The sequence below is a fragment of the Allobosea sp. 01N443 genome, assembly GCF_056399325.1.
In genome coordinates this window covers 1-15,495 of sequence record NZ_JBFTRC010000133.1, presented here as the reverse complement: position 1 = coordinate 15,495, position 15,495 = coordinate 1, and the positions used below count along the sequence as shown (strand labels likewise).

Annotated in this window: 12 protein-coding genes and 1 tRNA gene; 5 read left to right on the top strand and 8 right to left on the bottom strand. The window is 66.5% G+C overall.

Features of this window, described 5'->3' with window-relative positions:
* The 4 genes from AC1DRP_RS25555 to AC1DRP_RS25540 form a co-directional block, all read left to right on the top strand.
* The coding region (locus AC1DRP_RS25555) for an ABC transporter permease (RefSeq protein WP_476769901.1) at positions 1-858 on the top strand (858 nt) is incomplete at its 5' end.
* A 2-nt stretch (positions 859-860) separates the two neighbouring features.
* Positions 861-1,895, top strand: a complete 1,035-nt coding sequence (locus AC1DRP_RS25550) for a LacI family DNA-binding transcriptional regulator (RefSeq protein ID WP_476769900.1) — start codon at positions 861-863, stop codon at positions 1,893-1,895.
* 4 nt (positions 1,896-1,899) lie between these two features.
* Complete coding sequence (locus tag AC1DRP_RS25545; protein ID WP_476769899.1) at positions 1,900-2,949, top strand: sugar phosphate isomerase/epimerase family protein; 1,050 nt, start codon at positions 1,900-1,902, stop codon at positions 2,947-2,949.
* Positions 2,946-4,094 carry a Gfo/Idh/MocA family protein gene (locus AC1DRP_RS25540; protein ID WP_476769898.1) on the top strand — a complete coding sequence of 383 codons (1,149 nt, stop codon included), beginning with the start codon at positions 2,946-2,948 and terminating at the stop codon, positions 4,092-4,094. The genes AC1DRP_RS25545 and AC1DRP_RS25540 overlap by 4 nt, the downstream gene beginning before the upstream one ends.
* Before the next feature lie 132 nt (positions 4,095-4,226).
* Here the strand turns inward: AC1DRP_RS25540 and AC1DRP_RS25535 are convergent, their stop codons facing one another.
* The 5 genes from AC1DRP_RS25535 to AC1DRP_RS25515 form a co-directional block, all read right to left on the bottom strand.
* Positions 4,227-7,691 carry an autotransporter domain-containing protein gene (locus AC1DRP_RS25535; RefSeq protein WP_476769897.1) on the bottom strand — a complete coding sequence of 1,155 codons (3,465 nt, stop codon included), beginning with the start codon at positions 7,689-7,691 and terminating at the stop codon, positions 4,227-4,229.
* A 520-nt stretch (positions 7,692-8,211) separates the two neighbouring features.
* Positions 8,212-8,982 carry an acetoacetate decarboxylase gene (locus tag AC1DRP_RS25530; protein WP_476769896.1) on the bottom strand — a complete coding sequence of 257 codons (771 nt, stop codon included), beginning with the start codon at positions 8,980-8,982 and terminating at the stop codon, positions 8,212-8,214.
* A gap of 57 nt (positions 8,983-9,039) precedes the next feature.
* The gene (locus AC1DRP_RS25525) at positions 9,040-10,203 is read right to left on the bottom strand and encodes a patatin-like phospholipase family protein (protein ID WP_476769895.1); all 1,164 of its coding nucleotides are present in this window, start codon (positions 10,201-10,203) and stop codon (positions 9,040-9,042) included.
* 181 nt (positions 10,204-10,384) lie between these two features.
* The gene (locus AC1DRP_RS25520) at positions 10,385-11,041 is read right to left on the bottom strand and encodes a VOC family protein (protein ID WP_476769894.1); all 657 of its coding nucleotides are present in this window, start codon (positions 11,039-11,041) and stop codon (positions 10,385-10,387) included.
* Between the two features lie 81 nt (positions 11,042-11,122).
* Positions 11,123-11,196: transfer RNA gene (locus tag AC1DRP_RS25515), tRNA-Gln, on the bottom strand.
* 168 nt (positions 11,197-11,364) lie between these two features.
* Between AC1DRP_RS25515 and AC1DRP_RS25510 the strand changes: the two genes are divergently transcribed.
* Positions 11,365-11,985 carry an LbetaH domain-containing protein gene (locus AC1DRP_RS25510; protein ID WP_476769893.1) on the top strand — a complete coding sequence of 207 codons (621 nt, stop codon included), beginning with the start codon at positions 11,365-11,367 and terminating at the stop codon, positions 11,983-11,985.
* Between the two features lie 91 nt (positions 11,986-12,076).
* On the opposite strand, the gene AC1DRP_RS25505 is transcribed toward AC1DRP_RS25510, so the two are convergent.
* The 3 genes from AC1DRP_RS25505 to AC1DRP_RS25495 all read right to left on the bottom strand — a co-directional run.
* Positions 12,077-13,762: a flotillin family protein gene (locus tag AC1DRP_RS25505; protein ID WP_441508208.1), complete on the bottom strand. Its 1,686-nt coding sequence runs from the start codon at positions 13,760-13,762 to the stop codon at positions 12,077-12,079.
* A gap of 24 nt (positions 13,763-13,786) precedes the next feature.
* On the bottom strand, positions 13,787-14,422 hold the full coding sequence (locus AC1DRP_RS25500) for an OB-fold-containig protein (RefSeq protein WP_476769892.1): 636 nt from the start codon (positions 14,420-14,422) through the stop codon (positions 13,787-13,789).
* Positions 14,419-15,495, bottom strand: a 1,077-nt coding sequence (locus tag AC1DRP_RS25495) for a PspA/IM30 family protein (RefSeq protein WP_476769891.1), incomplete at its 5' end; no start/stop codon positions are given. The genes AC1DRP_RS25500 and AC1DRP_RS25495, both read right to left, overlap by 4 nt.

The window sequence follows — 15,495 nt, the reverse complement described above, 5'->3', positions numbered from 1 at the left end:
GCCCAAGGCGACCAGATCGTCCGCCTGACGACAGTGGCCGCGATCCTCGGCATCGTCGCTGCCGGTCAGAACCTCGTCATTCTCGGCGGGCGCGAAGGCATCGATCTGTCGGTCGGGCCGATGGTCTCGCTCGGCGCGGTCATTGCCGGCAATGTCATGGYCGGGCAGGACGCCGCCATCCTGCCGGCGGTGCTGGCCGCCTGCGGCGTGACCTTCGGCATCGGGCTGGTCAACGGGCTTGGCGTCACCCTGGTCCGGATTCCGCCGCTGGTCATGACGCTCGGCATGACCGCGATCATCCAGGGCGGCCTCGTCGTCTATTCGCAGGGCGTACCCTCCGGCAATGCCGCGCCAGCCCTGATGGCCTTCGTCAATCGCCCGTTGCTGTTCGGGCTGCCCGGCATCCTCCTGGTCTGGGCCGTCATCGCACTGGCGCTCGGCTTCGTTCTGCGCTGCACGGCCTTCGGGCTCGGCGTCTACGCAATCGGCGCCAATGAGCGCGCCGCCATGCTCGTCGGGCTGCCCGTCGCGCGCATCCGCTGCCTGCTCTACGGCTTCTCAGGCCTGTTCGCCGGCCTCGCGGGTGTCTGCGTCATCGGTTACACCGGCAGCTCCTTCATCAGCGTCGGCGATCAGTACGTCCTGTCCTCGATCATCGCGGTGGTCATCGGCGGCACATCGCTCGCAGGCGGCGCCGGGGGCTATCTCGGCACGGTGCTCGGGGCGCTGGCGCTCGTGCTGCTGCAGAGCGTGCTGACGACCTTGCAGCTTGAAACCTATGGCCGTCAGATGATCTTCGGCCTGACGCTCCTGGTGCTGATGCTGCTTTACGGCCGTCAGGCCAGGCTGCGGGTCTGATCATGAGCGTGCCCACGATCGCCACGGTCGCAGAACTCGCCGGCGTCTCGACGGCGACGGTCTCGCGGGCATTGCAGCGCCCCGACAAGGTCCAGCCGGAGACCCGTCGGCGCGTGCTCGAGGCCGTGGCGGCGACAGGTTTCGTGCCGAACTCCCAGGCGCGCAATCTCCGGAGCCGCGCGACCCGCACGGTCATCCTGCTGGTGCGCGACATCTCGAACCCGTTCTATCTCGAGATCTACAAAGGCGTCGAAGAGGCGGCCATGCGGGCCGGGTACAAGGTGCTGATGGGGGATGCGCGCGATGACGACGAGCGCATCACCCACTATGTCGACATGGTGCGCGCGCGCCACGCAGACGGGCTCATCCTGATGGTCGGTCGCTTCCCGGACGCCCTGAAGACGGAGCTGTCGCGGCTGCCGCCGATCGTGATCGCGCTCGAGACCTTTCCCGAGCTCGCGCTGCCGACCGTCTCGATCGACAACATCGCTGCGGCCCGGCAAGCCGTCGAGCACCTGCTCGGGCTCGGCCACCGCCGCATCGCCCATATCACCGGGCCGCTGCCGGAGCGGCTCGCGGTCGACCGGCTGGCCGGGTATCGGAGCGGCCTCGCCGCAGCGGGCATCGCGGCCGATGAGGCGCTGATCGTCGAGGGTGATTTCAGCCTGGACGCCGGCCGCCGGGCCGTGCGCCGTCTCAATGAGACCGGGACCGGTTTCACGGCGCTGTTTGCGGCCAGCGACCAGATGGCATTCGGTGCGATCAGCGAATTGCGCGCTTGCGGGCTTTCGGTCCCCACGGAGGTCTCGGTCGTCGGCTTCGACGATATCGTGCTCGCCGACGCCTTCATGCCGCCGCTGACCACGATCCACCAGCCGCGTTTCGATATCGGGCGACAGGCGATGGCGCGCATGATCGGTCTCCTCGGCGAGGAGCCGGCCGCCGCCAATCTGGTGATGGAGACACGCCTCGTCGTGCGCGGCTCCACCGCTCCTGTGCCACTCTGCCCGAACCCCAACCTGAGAACGAAGGAATGAGACGATGAAAGGTCCAGCCCTGTTCCTCGCGCAGTTCGTCGGCCCGACGGCGCCCTTCGACAGTCTCGATGGTCTTGCCGGCTGGGCGGCCGGGCATGGCTATGTCGGCGTCCAGATCCCGACCAACGATCCGGCGCTGTTCGATCTGGCGCAGGCGGCGCAGTCGAAATCCTATTGCGAGGACATCGTCGCCAGGCTCGATCGCCATGGCCTCCAGGTTACCGAGCTATCGACCCATCTCCAGGGCCAGCTGGTCGCCGTGCATCCGGCCTATGACCTGCTCTTCGACGGCTTTGCGCCGGCAGCTCTGCGCGGCAAGCCTGCCGAGCGGCAGACCTGGGCCGTGGACCAGCTGAAACTTGCCGCCCAGGCCTCGCGAAATCTCGGCCTCGCCACGCATGCCACCTTCTCCGGTGCCTTGGCCTGGCCCTATGTCTATCCATGGCCGCAGCGGCCGCAGGGCCTCATCGAGGAAGCATTTTCGGAACTGGGCCGACGCTGGACTCCGATCCTCGACGCCTTCGACGAGGCCGGCGTCGATCTCGCCTACGAGATCCATCCCGGCGAAGATCTCCATGATGGCATCAGCTTCGAGCGTTTTCTTGAATCGGTTGGTGAGCATCGACGCGCCACCATCCTCTACGATCCCTCGCATTTCCTGCTGCAGGCGCTCGACTATCTCGCCTTCATCGACATCTACCACGCGCGCATCCGGGCCTTCCACGTCAAGGATGCCGAGCTCAACCCGACCGGCCGTTCCGGCGTCTATGGCGGCTATCAGGGCTGGGTCGAGCGGCCCGGCCGTTTCCGTTCGCCGGGCGACGGGCATGTCGACTTCGCCGGTATCTTCTCGAGGCTGGCCCAGTACGATTATCGGGGCTGGGCGGTCGTCGAGTGGGAATGCGCCCTGAAGCACCCGGAACAGGGAGCAGCCGAAGGTGCTGCGTTCATCCGCAGCCATATGATCCGCAGGGCCGAACGGCCCTTCGACGATTTCGCTGCGAGCGGCGCCGACAGCGCGACCAACGGCAAACTCCTGGGGCTCACCCGATGAACGCGCGCATTCGGCTCGGCATGGTGGGAGGCGGCGAGGGCGCGTTCATCGGCGCAGTGCACCGCATGGCAGCGCGTCTCGACGGCGAATACGAGCTTCTCGCCGGGGCGCTTTCGGCCACGCCCGAAAAGGCCCTGCGCTCGGGCCTTGCGCTCGGTCTCGACCCGGCGCGGGTCTATGCCGATTTCGAAGCGATGGCGCGGGCCGAAGCGCGACGTCGCGACGGCATCGAAGCCGTGGCCATCGTCACGCCGAACCACATGCATGCTCCCGCCGCGCTCGCCTTCCTGAAGCGCGGCATCCATGTGATCTGCGACAAGCCGCTGGCGACGAGCCTGAAGCAGGCGCAAGGCCTGAAGGCGGCGACGGACCGTGCGGGCGTGGTCTTCGCGGTGACCTATAACTATTCCGGCTATGCCATGGTCCGCCATGCCCGGGCGATGGTCGCAGCCGGCGAGATCGGCCGCATCCGGGTCGTCCAGGTCGAGTACCCCCAGGAGTGGTTGACGGAGGCGCTCGAACAGACCGGCCAGAAACAGGCGGAATGGCGCACCGACCCGGCACGCTCCGGTGCCGGTGGGTCGATCGGCGATATCGGCACGCATGCCTTTCATCTGGCGGGCTTCGTCTCGGGGCTCGCGGTGACGGAGATCTCGGCCGAACTCACCAGCTTCGTGGCCGGCAGGCGTCTCGACGATAATGTCCAGGTCATGCTGCGCTACGAGAATGGCGCGCRCGGCAGCCTCTGGGCGAGCCAGGTCGCGCCGGGCAATGAGAACGGCCTGCGCCTGCGCATCTATGGCGACAAGGGCGGGCTCGAATGGGCGCAGGAACAGCCCGATCAGCTGAAATGGTCGCCCTTCGGCGAGGTGCAGCGCATCGTCACGCGCGGCTCCGGCGGCGCCAATGCGGCAGCGCAACGTGTCACCCGTGTCCCCGCCGGGCACCCCGAAGGCTATCTCGAAGCCTTCGCCACGATCTACCGGGAGGCCGCCGCCGCCATCCGGGCGCGCCAGGCCGGACAACCCATCCCTGGCGACTGCACGTTCCCGACGCTGGAGGACGGGCTTCGGGGCATGGCCTTCATCGAGGCCGCGGTCGCCTCATCGAAGGCAAACGCGCGCTGGACGAAACTGAAGGGCTGAAGGAGCTGCCACCCTGCGAGCCGCGTGCGGCTGGATCAGGGGGAGTTTCAAAGCTCCCCCGGGCGCTGGTCTGGGCGTTCGCTTCGGTAAGGTGCCTTGGCGGGAACAGCTCATTGCTGCAGTGGGTTGCTTTCAGAAGCTCACCCTGATCTGGGCCTGGCCGCCGAGGCGGTTGGTGGAGCCGGAGAGCTCGCCGTCGAGGCGGGCGCCGAGCGTGACGGAGGGGCTGAGCCTGAGGTCAAGCCCGGCGGCCAGCAGCGCGCTGTTGCGGGCGGGCCTGGCGCCCTCGACCGCGAAGCCTGAGCCGGTCAGGCCGGCRATCGAGGCGGAGAGACCGGCGTCACGCTGGTAGTAATGCGCCCAGCTCGCCCGGAGATAGCCGGCGACWGGCARCCCRTTCAGSCYRYTGGCATARTCGAGCTGCAGGCCAAGCTCGCTGCGCGAGGTGATGTCGTTGCGCCGGGCGAGCGCCAGCGCGCCGGCATTGGCCCCGGCCCAGTTCGCCTCGRTCAGGGCCGGGCTGCGCGCCTGGATCGCCTGCAGCGCCGCCAGCGGCGAGAGCGTCAGGCCGTTCCATGACAGCACCGCGGCGCTCGCCTGCAGCCGGCCGCTCCAGGCGGTGGTGGCATAGGAGGAAGACAATGCGCTACCAAGCACCGGGATGCTGCGCTTGATCTCGTTCTCGAGCCGGCCGTAGCCGAGTGCGGCAGCAAGATTGACCGGCCCGAGCCGGGTCGTGCCGTAGAGGCCGGCCTGGAAGACATCGGCCTCGGCCTTGCCGAGACCGCCGGCGAGTGAGGAGCGGGCGCTGCCGCCGGAGACCGCAAAGCCCGCGACCGTGCCGGGCATGATCCGAAAATCGGCGCCCACGGCGAGATGGGCATCGTCGAGATCGCGCTTGGCCGAGCCGATGCGCGCGCTGCCGTCGGTGCGACCGACCGAGCCGAAGGCCGCGCCCCAGACCGTATAGGCCGGGCTGCCGAGCCGCGCTGCCGGGGCCGGCAGATCGGCACCCTTGCGGACGAGGCCGGAGAAGGAGGCTTCGCCGGGAGCGGGTCCGGCGGTGCCACGGCCCGCCGCGAAGGGATCGAGCATCGCACGCAGGAACTGGTCGGCGGCCGAGACCGCCATGGCCGGTGCGGCCGTATGGGCCTCGCCCGAAAGCTGGTTCATCGCCCCGGGAATCGCTGCGGCCGGCAGGTTGTAGATGCCGAACAAAGCAGACGGATCGGCCCCGCCCGCCACCGCCCGGTCGAGGCCGGCGGCCACGGAATAGGCGTTCAGTGGAGCCGTGACGCCGAGCGTCGTCATCGCCTTGGGCGTCAGTGTCAGGAGCACGTCATTTGCGGTGTAGCTTACCGCGCTGGAAACGCCGTCGCCGAAGGACGCGGTGACATCGGTCGTGCCGAATGTGCCGCTGCGGCCGCCGGCCGCCGAAAGCAGGATATAGGCACTGTTGAAGGTGTAGGGGCCACCCAGCGGCACGATCCGCAGCGTGCCGGCAAGCGTTGCCGAGCCGGTGACGTTGACCCGGTCGGAGACCGCGCCCTGCACTTCGGCAATGTAGGTCGAGCCGACGCCGAGCGTCAGGTTGCCGTTGACCGTGATCGTGCCGGGCGAATTGCCAGGCGCGAGCGTGCCGTAAACTGTGGTGCCGGGCACTTGGCCAGAGCCGCCGAGCGTAGCGCCCGCATTGACGGTCAAGCTGGAAGATGAGGCGATGGAGCCGTTCACCACCAGCGTTCCGACAGTCACGGATGTCGGGCCCGTATAAGTGCTGGTGCCCGAAATCGTCGTCGTACCCGCGAAGTTCTGCTTGAGGCTGCCCGCGCCGGAGATCGCCCCGGCAAAGACCGCTCCGGTGTTGTCCTCGGTCGTCAGGGTCTGGCCGCTGGCGATGATGACCTGCGCGCCGGTAACACCCGACAGGAAGCCGATCGTCTCGCTCTGTGCAACATCGAGGGTCGCGCCGCTGGCGATCTCGACACGCCCGGCGTCACTGATCGCCTGGCCGCCGGTGATGGTCAGGGTGCCAGCATTGATGAAGGTCGTTCCGGTATAGGTATTGGCGCCCGAAAGTGTGAGCGTGCCGCCGCCGGCCTTGACCAGGCTCCCGGCGGAGGAGCCGTTCGAGATGACGCCCTGCAGCGTCGTCGTCGCGCCGCTGGCCACGTCGATGCCGCCGGAACCGGTGATGCTGAACGTCCGCGCCGCCGCCAGCGTGGTGGTGGCCGTGACCGCCAGCGTGCCGCCGTTCGAGAGCACCAGGTCGTTGGCGGCGTTGCCAAGATTGTTGCTGGCTCCGATCGAGAGCGTGCCGCCGCTGATGGCGATATTGCCGGTGAAGTCGTTCGCGGCGGACAATACGAGGGTGCCCGCGCCGGTCTTGTTGAGCGCCGTGGAAACGCCGCCGCTAATCAGGCCAGTGCCGCCGATAGAGCTGCCATAGGTCACCGTCCCGCTCGAGACGCCGATATTCGCCGTCACGCCGCTGAGGTAGATCGCAGCGCCGCTGACGCTGCCGGCTGCGCCGGGCGACCCGCTGAAACTGCTCGGGCCCTGTCCGACGCCCTGAGTGCCACCAGCCCCCCCGGTGAYCGAGACGCCCGAAATCGAGGAATCGAGGATGGTCAGCGAGCCGCCGGTGGCGACATAGATCGCGCCCCCGCGTGCCGCGCCGCCCGCGCCGCCGGAGCCGCCATCCGAGCCTGKGCCTTGCGAGCCGTTGTTGTTGGTAACGCCATCGCCGCCCTGTGCGCCATTGCCGCCATTCGCATTGCCTGCACCGCCATTGTTGTTCGGCGTATAGGCCGTGCTGCTGGTTGTGCCGGAGCCGCCGCCGCCGCCGCCGCCATCGCCGAATGATGCCCCCGCAGTGCCCGCGGTCCCTTGCATGCTGGCATGGCCGCCGGTGCCGCCGAGGCCGCCCGCGCCGCCGCCGCCGGTGGCGCCGCCATTATTGGCTGCGCCACCGGCGCCGCCATTGCCGCCATTGACTGGATCTGCCGCCGCGTTCTGTGCCACGCCGCCATTGCCGCCCGCACCGCCGGTCGCCGCATTGCCGCTGAAGCTGACTTCGGCGATCGTGACGATGGCGCCGCTGCCGACCAGAAGGCCTCCGCCCGCACCGAGGCCGCCGCCCCCGCCGCCGCCCGAGCCATACGCGAGCCCGCCGCTGTAATAGCCGTTATACCCGTTCTCGCCTTTGCCGCCGCGCGCGGCGGTGTTGGTGATCGCGAGATTGGAGATGTTGACGGTCGGCGCATTGGCGCCATTGACCTGAATGCCTTGAAAGGCCGCCGCACCATCGATCGCCTGGTTGTTGCCGGTGATGTTCACCGTGACATTGGCGTTGCTCGCCTGCAGCTGGGCGAGCGAACTCGTCAGCGTAAAGCCATTGGTGATGTTGATCGTGGTCGTGGAGCCGGCGCCCGCCGCGGCCACGGCCGCCACGGCCGCGTTCCAGTCGCTCTGGTTCGCGACATCGATCGCCAATGCCGGCGTTGCCGCCAGGGCTCCGAGCATGGCGAGCGCCGATACGCTGGCCAACCAGGCCCGCCGTATGCCGGAATGGTGGTGTTCGCGGCCCGTAGACATGCCCGAGTTCGCGCTTACTGCAGGCGCCTGGCGCGCAGTCGATGCCCAGAAATTCATGCTGCGCCCCCCAAAGGCACCGTCCAACGCGATTCGTCCGCTGGCCCCGTCGTCACCGAGCAAAGGACCAAAAAACGAATGGTGAATAGCCATTGTTGACGAGAACTATCCGCGGGAATACGGAAGCTGAGCGCAGATACAAATCAGCAACACTTACCGTGAATGCTGACGTTTCGGCATCTTCACTGCACTTGTCTCAATGAGGCGGCGTTGCGTCGGAACCGATCCGTTTCGCTATCTTGGAGCGGCCGCCGTCTGCAACAACGACTGCTTGCTCGTCATCGCTCTGATCCACCACCCACGGGCGGACTGAAACAGCGCGCCGGGCCACCACGGCAGTGTCGATTATTCCGCGTGGGGTGACGGTCCCGCAGCTCTTCGACAAGGGAGCCAGGATGTTTCCGACACTGAAACGCTGTTCCCATCCKCCGCCGCGCGCTCGCCGCGCCGAACGGATCGCCGTTCAGGCCTTGGCTGCGTCGGTCGCGAGGTAGTCAAACACGACCTCGCCGAGGCCCAGCGTCAGGTCGGCAATGTAGTGGCTCGCCGAGACCACTTCGTGGACGGGCAACCGCGCCACGTCACACATCGCATGCTCGAAGAGCTGCAGCGCGGCCGGGCCGGACCAGGCCCCTTTCAACGTCACGTCCTCCATGTAGTAGCGCACCAGCTCGCAGATGCGCGGCGAACCGTCGACATGAGGGATGATCTTGATCATGAAGGCGGGCTTGGCCATGGCCTTGGCAAGCGGCGCCAGATCGAGTTCGCGATGCTTGTAGCCCATGGTGGCGGTCGCGCAGAGGACCGAGCCGTAATGCAGGGTGCCGACGAGCGTCTCCTGTTGATGCGTCAGCTTCGGCGTCGCGAGTTTCTTCGGGAAGCCCCAGATCTCGCGCCCGCCGGCAATGGGTGAATTGTCGTCGAGATACATGGCGTGGACATAGCCGCCTTCCTGGACCTCGCCCGACGCGGTGGTGAAGCGCACCGGGATGACCTGACCCGTCTCGGTATAGTCGCCGAAGCCGGTCGAATCCGGCATGCGGATGAACTCATAGGCCACGGTATCGCCGATGACCTCCAGCGGCTCGGGCACGAACGCGCGCAGCCGCTCGATATCCGTCCGGTAGTTGATGACGACGAATTCGCGATTGTAGAATTTGTAGGGCGGCTTCGGGTAGGCGGGATTGTTCAGTGGCATCGCGAAAGCATTGGCGCGCACATCGGCGATCTTCATGACGCTGTGTCCTCGTTGCTCGTTGCCTGAAGCCTGCTGCGACATGCTCGCAAGCCACTAACTGCGCTTTCGCATCGCCAGTTCAGCCAGATCGAAGGTGGCGACGCCATCGGGCGTCTCCGCGGGCCGAAGCACTTCGGGATAGCTCAGGGTGAAGCACGCGTCTTCGTAGCCCGATGCCCAATGCTCTTCCATGGTCGCGCGCGAAAACTCGTAGTCCTTGGAGGAGCCCTCATAGCTCTTGGAGCGGTAGATCAGGTGGACGATGTTGTGGATCTTGTCGTCGGCCTCGGCGATCAACGCGAGAACGTCAGGATCGGCGTTGGCCAATGCCGTTTTCGGAACGTATTCGATCAGATGCCGCAGCGCGCGTCGCAGGCTCTGGTTCTTCCGGAACTGGTCGGTCGCTGCACGTGTGCGGCTTGAGAAGCGGATATCCTTCAAGCGCGAATCCTGGCTGGCCAGATCCTTGGGAAACTCGCCCTTCGCGCTCCACAGGTCGACCTGAAATGCGAGCGTGTCCTGGCGAGGCCGGCTGTCCAGGACCCATTGCAGCGGAGTGTTGGAAACAAGTCCGCCATCCCAGTAGCTCTCGCCATCGATCTCCACCGCCGGGAAGCCCGGCGGCAAGGCCCCGCTGGCCATGACATGCTCGGCCGCGATGACATGGGTCGCCGTGTCGAAATAGGCGAAATTGCCCGTTCTCACATTCACGGCTCCTACGCTGAAGCGCATCGGACCGGCATTGATGCGATCGAAATCGACGAGCCGCTCCAGCGTCGCCTTGAGCGGGCTGACATCGTAGAAGCTCTCTGCAGCAGCACCGCTATCCGAGGACAGGAAGGGCGGGATCGGGCGCGGGCTGAAGAAGTCCGGCGCGCCGCCCATCAGCGTGGCGAAGGCGCGCGTCTGGTTGAGCCAGCCGTGAGCGAGATCGCCATTCCAGGGCATCGCTCCCAGCATGGACGAGAGCAAGGCGGGGAAACCCGGCAGAGGTGCAGTGATCGCCTCCCAGAAGGCGCGCAGCGCATCCACGCGCTTCCCCGGCGGATTACCGGCGATCAGGGCGGAATTGATCGCGCCGATCGAGATGCCCGCCACCCAATCAGGGTGCAGCTCGGCTTCGGCCAGGGCCTGGTAAACTCCGGCCTGATACGACCCGAGCGCTCCTCCTCCTTGCAGAAGCAGCGCGATACGCTCGAACGGTGGGCGTTTGGGCATACGGCGTACCTTGTTCATGGGGCGCAATGGCCAGGCATCTTGCATTGAACCGCTCTGCGATTGGTTCAGATTTTCATGCGGGTTGATGCGATTCAAGAGCTGCTGATCGGGGCGAACGGGCCTCGGCAGTTCTCCCGGCTGGGGACAGCACCAGTCCGATGGGATCGGGCTTTTCGCTCGCTCAGGACAGCTCCTTCACGCCGGCTGGCGTTTCGATCAGCGCACGATAGCGCAGATCATCGCCTGGTATGATGACAGGCGGACGGTCGATCCCGAGCGTCTCATAGAGCGTCGAGAGGGTGGCCGCGTCACGGTGTGCGAGCGTGAATGAGCGCAGCCGTGCACCCAGATCCGCAATCGCAGCCATCGCGCGCGGCTTGCCCCGCCTGTCGATGAGGGAAGGGGCTGCTCCGCCAAGGGGCAGGGCGCCGTCATCCGGGATCGCGAAGTCAAAGGAGGGGGCGGACCATGGCAGCGAGACCTTTCGCCCAAAGATGTCTTCGCGGCCTTGAAGGACAAGGTCGATGGTGTCGGTTCGCGCGACCCAGCCGCGCAGGCGGCGCCCCGCATCCCAATCGGCTTTGACGGCGATGCGATCGTCGAGGCCGAACCAGCGTGCGCGGCCAGGCCCTTGCGCATCGGGGTCGAGCGCGACGATTTCCAGATAGACGGTCCCGCCGAGCTGCAGCAGGTGATTATAGGTGCCCATATAGCCATGGCGCTGCCCGAAAGGGACATCGAGATCGAGGCAGGATCGAACATGGGCGACGCCTTCGACCAGCGTCGGCGCAATCACGGTGAGATGGTCGAGCGTCAGCATGTCCTGGCCAGCGGGCAAGGGGGTGGGGTTTCGTTCACGATTGTTCGGAACGCGGTCAAATCCGGAAACCGGGAATGCCGGCTGACGATGTATTTGGGGTGGTTCCCGCTCATGGATTCGAACCACAATTCCCTGAGCCAAAATCAGGTGTCCTGCCGTTAGACGAAGCGGGATCGTCTAACCCTGTTGTCGCCCGGTACTATGCGCGGAGAAATACACCAAGCGTCCTCGGTCCGGTCTGAATACAAAGTGTTGCATGGCTCGCGGCTGCACATCAACGGCAATTGGCGTTGCGATGCTGACCTCGGCCAGCGAAGGGATCGAGAGAGTGAGGAGACGCCATGTCTGCCGATCTGCGGATCGAGAAATTCGTCGCGCTTTGGCCGGTTTCGCCATTCCGGCAGGACGCTCAACACGCCTGGCAGATCACCCAGAGGGCCGCGGAACTGGTCGGAGCGGCGCTCAGCGCTCTTAATGACGATTACAGGCGTGAAGGCGATATCGCGGTGCACCGGACCGCGACGATCGAGAGCGGGGCTGTCCTGAAGGGGCCCGCGATCATCGGGCCGGGCTGCTTCCTGGCCGCCGGCGCCTATCTGCGTGGCGGCGTGTTCCTGGACGAGGGCTGCATCATCGGGCCCGGATGCGAGCTCAAGTCGAGCTTCCTGTTCCAGGGGGCCACGCTCGCGCATTTCAACTTCGTCGGCGACTCGATCCTGGGTGCGGACGTCAATCTCGAAGCGGGTGCGATCATCGCGAACCACCGTAACGAATGGGAGACGAAGGCTATTCGCTTCGTCTTTGGCGGAGGGGTCGTCGAGCCCGGCGTCGAGAAGTTCGGGGCGCTCGTCGGGGACCACGTGCGGGTCGGCGCGAACGCGGTCATCGCGCCCGGCGCGATCATCGGCCGGGGGACCAAAATCCCCCGGTTGACGCTTGTCGATCAGGCTCCCGGCCTCTGAGGGAGGGGCGGTCAAAGCCGGACGCTTGAGCCGCCGCCTTGTGCCCCTCGACCGAGCGGCGCTCGCAAGGGCTGCGCGGCGCAAAGGTCGCTTACGCCGCCCCGCCTTCGGCTGCGGGAAGCGCGGTCGGGCGTTGCGTTCCGTTGAGTAAGGCATGCACCGGATCATCGCCTGCGAAGCCGGCCTGGGCCAGTATCGCATCGACGATCGGCTTTTGCGCGCCATAGCTGAGGAGCTGGCTGCTGAGGTCCGCGATCGGGCCGCCATGTCCGGCCGATCCTGCGCCGCCAGCGCCCATGGCGCCGAGCAGGCCGCCCGCACTGAAGATCTTGATGTCGGAGATCTTCTCGATCGGCTTCATCACCTGCGCGAGAGCTTCGGGAATGACGGCGATGCGCTGCTTCGTCAGCTCGAAATCGACCATCTGCGGCGAGAGCGAATTGCGGGCTTCGTTGAGCGCACGCTCGCGCTTCGCCTCCGCCTCGCCGAGTTCGATGATGCCGCCCGCACGAACCTTGGCGGCCTCGGCCTCGGCCTGTGCCTTGGTCAGCATGGCCGCAGCGAGATTCTCGGCGGCCTCGCGTTCGGCCTCGGCCTTGACCGTGATACCGGTTGCGGCCTGCTCGGCATCCTTGCGAGCGTCGATGACGGCGATCTTCTTGGCGCGTTCGGCGACCTCGACGGCGCGCGCGGTCGCGACCTGCTCCTCGGCGGTGACGGCTGCCGCCTTGGCTTCCTCCGCCTTGGCCTTGGCCTGTGACTCGGCTTCGCTCTTCTGTGCAACGGCGATGGCGGCGTCGATCCTGGCTGTCTCGGTGATGCGCGTCGCTTCGGCCGCGCTTTCGGCGATGCCGCGCTCGGCCGTGATGCGGGCGGTCTCCTTGGCCTGGCGCGCCTCTGCCTCGTTCTTGGCGACGCCACGTTCGGTCTCGAGCCGGGCCGTCTCCTCGGCCAGGCGTGCGGCCTGCTCCGCACGGGCCTGTTCCGCGCGCGTCTCTGCCGTCTTGTTGACGATGTCGCGCTGCTGGTTGAGTTCGGCGTCGCGTTGCTCGCGCTCGATCGTCAGGCGCTGCAGCGTTGCCTCACGGTCCTTCGTCGCGATGGCCACCTCGTTCTCGCGCACGATCTCGTTGCGTTCGCGGCGCCGCTCCTCGGTGACGCGGGTCAGCGCGGTCAAACCCTCGGCGTCGAAAGTGTTGTTGGGGTTGAAATGCTTGATGTCGGTCTGGTCGAGCCGCGTGAGCGAGACGGATTCAAGCTCGAGGCCGTTGGATTGCAGGTCGGCCGCGACGGCATCCTGCACCGCCTTCACGAAGTCAGAGCGCTTTTCCTGCAGGTCCTTCAGGCTCATGGTCGCGGCAACCGAGCGCAGCCCGTCGACGAACTTGGCTTCCACGAGGGTCTTCAGCAGGTCGGCATTGTTGGTGCGGTCGCCCAGCGTCTGCGCCGCCAGGGAGATATTGTCCGCATCCGGTTTCACCCGCACGTAGAACTCGGCGGTAATGTCGGCGCGCATGCGATCGGCCGTGATCAGCGACTCGCCTTCGCTGCGGTGAACTTCAAGGCGCAACGTGCTGAGCTGCACCCAGGAATAGGAATGGAAGATCGGCAGGATCACGGATCCGCCGTCGAGGACGACCCGCTTGCCACCTAGGCCGGTACGGACATAGGCCTTGTCCCGGGTCGAGCGCGTATAGAGCGCCGCCATGACCACGCCGATGCCGATGATGAGCACAATCGCCGTTCCGGCAATCGTGAGGACGGAAACATAGTCCATGAACGTATTTCCCCTTACCYAGCTTCAGGTCTGCGCGCCGAGCTCATCCGGCGCAGGAATGGCCTCGAACAACCCATTGGAACCATCGACCACCAGAACGCTCGCCCCTTGCGGGATGAGGTGGCCTGCGGCGGCCTTTGCCCGCAGGACGTGGATGTTGCCGTGCAGGTCCCTCACGCGGACCCGTCCCGGCTTGCCCTGGTCGAGTGGGCCGAGCGTCACCGTGCCGGTCAGCCCGATCAGGTCGGACTGGCTGATGGCGTTGGATTCATCGCCCGGGATAATCCGCGCCGTCCAACGCGACAGCGCACGTGTCATCGGCAGCGCCGCCATCACGGCGAGCAGGCTCGCAAACAGTGTCGGCAGCGGCGAAAGAAGCGCCTGGGCCACGCCCTGAATGGCGAATCCGGCGATGGCGAACGAGGCCAGCCAGATCATGATCAGCACGAGCAGCGGCACGCCGCCCCGGTTGAGCCAAGACATCCAGGCATCGAGCGGGCCGTGCTCGCTATGGACGCCGTGATGGGAGAGCCCGTCATTCACCAGCGACGAGATCGACATCCCCACGACCATCGCGAGGATCTCGATGGCGACGATGCCGACGAGGATCAGCGCAGCGATCGTGAAGGGATAGAGGCCCGGCGCAGTCAGTGCGCTCATGAACCGCTGTGCCCTTTATAGCGGGCCAGCCGCTCCTGGATTGCCCTCTCGCGTTGCAGGCGGGCCAGTTCCTCGACCTCGGAGGCACCTGTCTCCGGCCGCCCGGAGACACCGGTGACGCGCTCGATCGCGTTCAGCGATTGGGCCAGCCGGTTGTCATTGCGGACCGAGGCACTCACGCCCTGGCTCGCATCCTCCGCGCCTTTGCTCTTCTTCAGGGCGGCGAGCCGGGCAACGGCATCCTGCCGGGCGGAGTTGACAGCCTGGAGGGCCTTGCCCGCCTCCTCGATCTTGCCGGCAGCCTCGGCCAGCGCCGTCTCCAGCGCCGAGCGCTGTGCCTCCAGGTCGATCTGCAGGCCGATGACGGGTGTGACCAGATCCTCGCGCCCGCTGGCCAGGCCGACTTCGATCTTCCCTGCGAGATCCTCGATCTCGTCGTTGATCTCGGCGATCTTCGCCTTGAGGCGGTGCTCTTCGGCGCGTGCCTTGCCGGCGCCCGCCCGCGCATCCTCCGCGACCGCGTCGATCTCCCTGATCGACTGCTCGACGGTGACGATGGCGTTGGCGCCTTCAAGGGCATCGACGGTGCCGTGGGCGGCGCCTGCGATGATACGCCCGATGCGCGATAAAATTCCTTCGGTGGCCATGACGGTCTCCTTCGGTGTGATGGCAGCAGCGATGCCGACGAGGATGAGAGACTCGTCATCCCGCAGCACCAGCCGTGCTTCGGCGTGATCCGACCAACCCGGTACGTAGCCGGCAACAGAATAGGGAATGAGCCTGCGCCCCTCGATGGTGGAGAGGCTCAGATGTGTGGGGGTCTTGATGGCATAGAGCCGCCCATCCAGCGGCAGGTCGGCGACGACGGTTCCACTGGTTCGGCCGGCGTGATCCCGCAGGCCGAGCGTCACCAGCCGCGCCGGTAACCGCGTCTGTTCGCGGATGGTGGCGTAAGCCTGCTCGTGCAAGGCGACGAGATTCGCACTGGCGCCGCGATCCCGTTCGATCTCGTCGAGAATGCGCATCATCTCGGCATAATCCGCGAGCGTTGCGCGGATCGCGCGCATGTCGTC

What these genes read in the sequence shown, in the direction of transcription:
- AC1DRP_RS25500 (WP_476769892.1), bottom strand. Translation starts at nt 14,422, where the DNA reads ATGAGCGCACTGACTGCGCCGGGCCTCTATCCCTTCACGATCGCTGCG.
- AC1DRP_RS25510 (WP_476769893.1), top strand. Translation starts at nt 11,365, where the DNA reads ATGTCTGCCGATCTGCGGATCGAGAAATTCGTCGCGCTTTGGCCGGTT.
- AC1DRP_RS25525 (WP_476769895.1), bottom strand. Translation starts at nt 10,203, where the DNA reads ATGCCCAAACGCCCACCGTTCGAGCGTATCGCGCTGCTTCTGCAAGGA.
- AC1DRP_RS25550 (WP_476769900.1), top strand. Translation starts at nt 861, where the DNA reads ATGAGCGTGCCCACGATCGCCACGGTCGCAGAACTCGCCGGCGTCTCG.
- AC1DRP_RS25530 (WP_476769896.1), bottom strand. Translation starts at nt 8,982, where the DNA reads ATGAAGATCGCCGATGTGCGCGCCAATGCTTTCGCGATGCCACTGAAC.
- AC1DRP_RS25545 (WP_476769899.1), top strand. Translation starts at nt 1,900, where the DNA reads ATGAAAGGTCCAGCCCTGTTCCTCGCGCAGTTCGTCGGCCCGACGGCG.
- AC1DRP_RS25505 (WP_441508208.1), bottom strand. Translation starts at nt 13,762, where the DNA reads ATGGACTATGTTTCCGTCCTCACGATTGCCGGAACGGCGATTGTGCTC.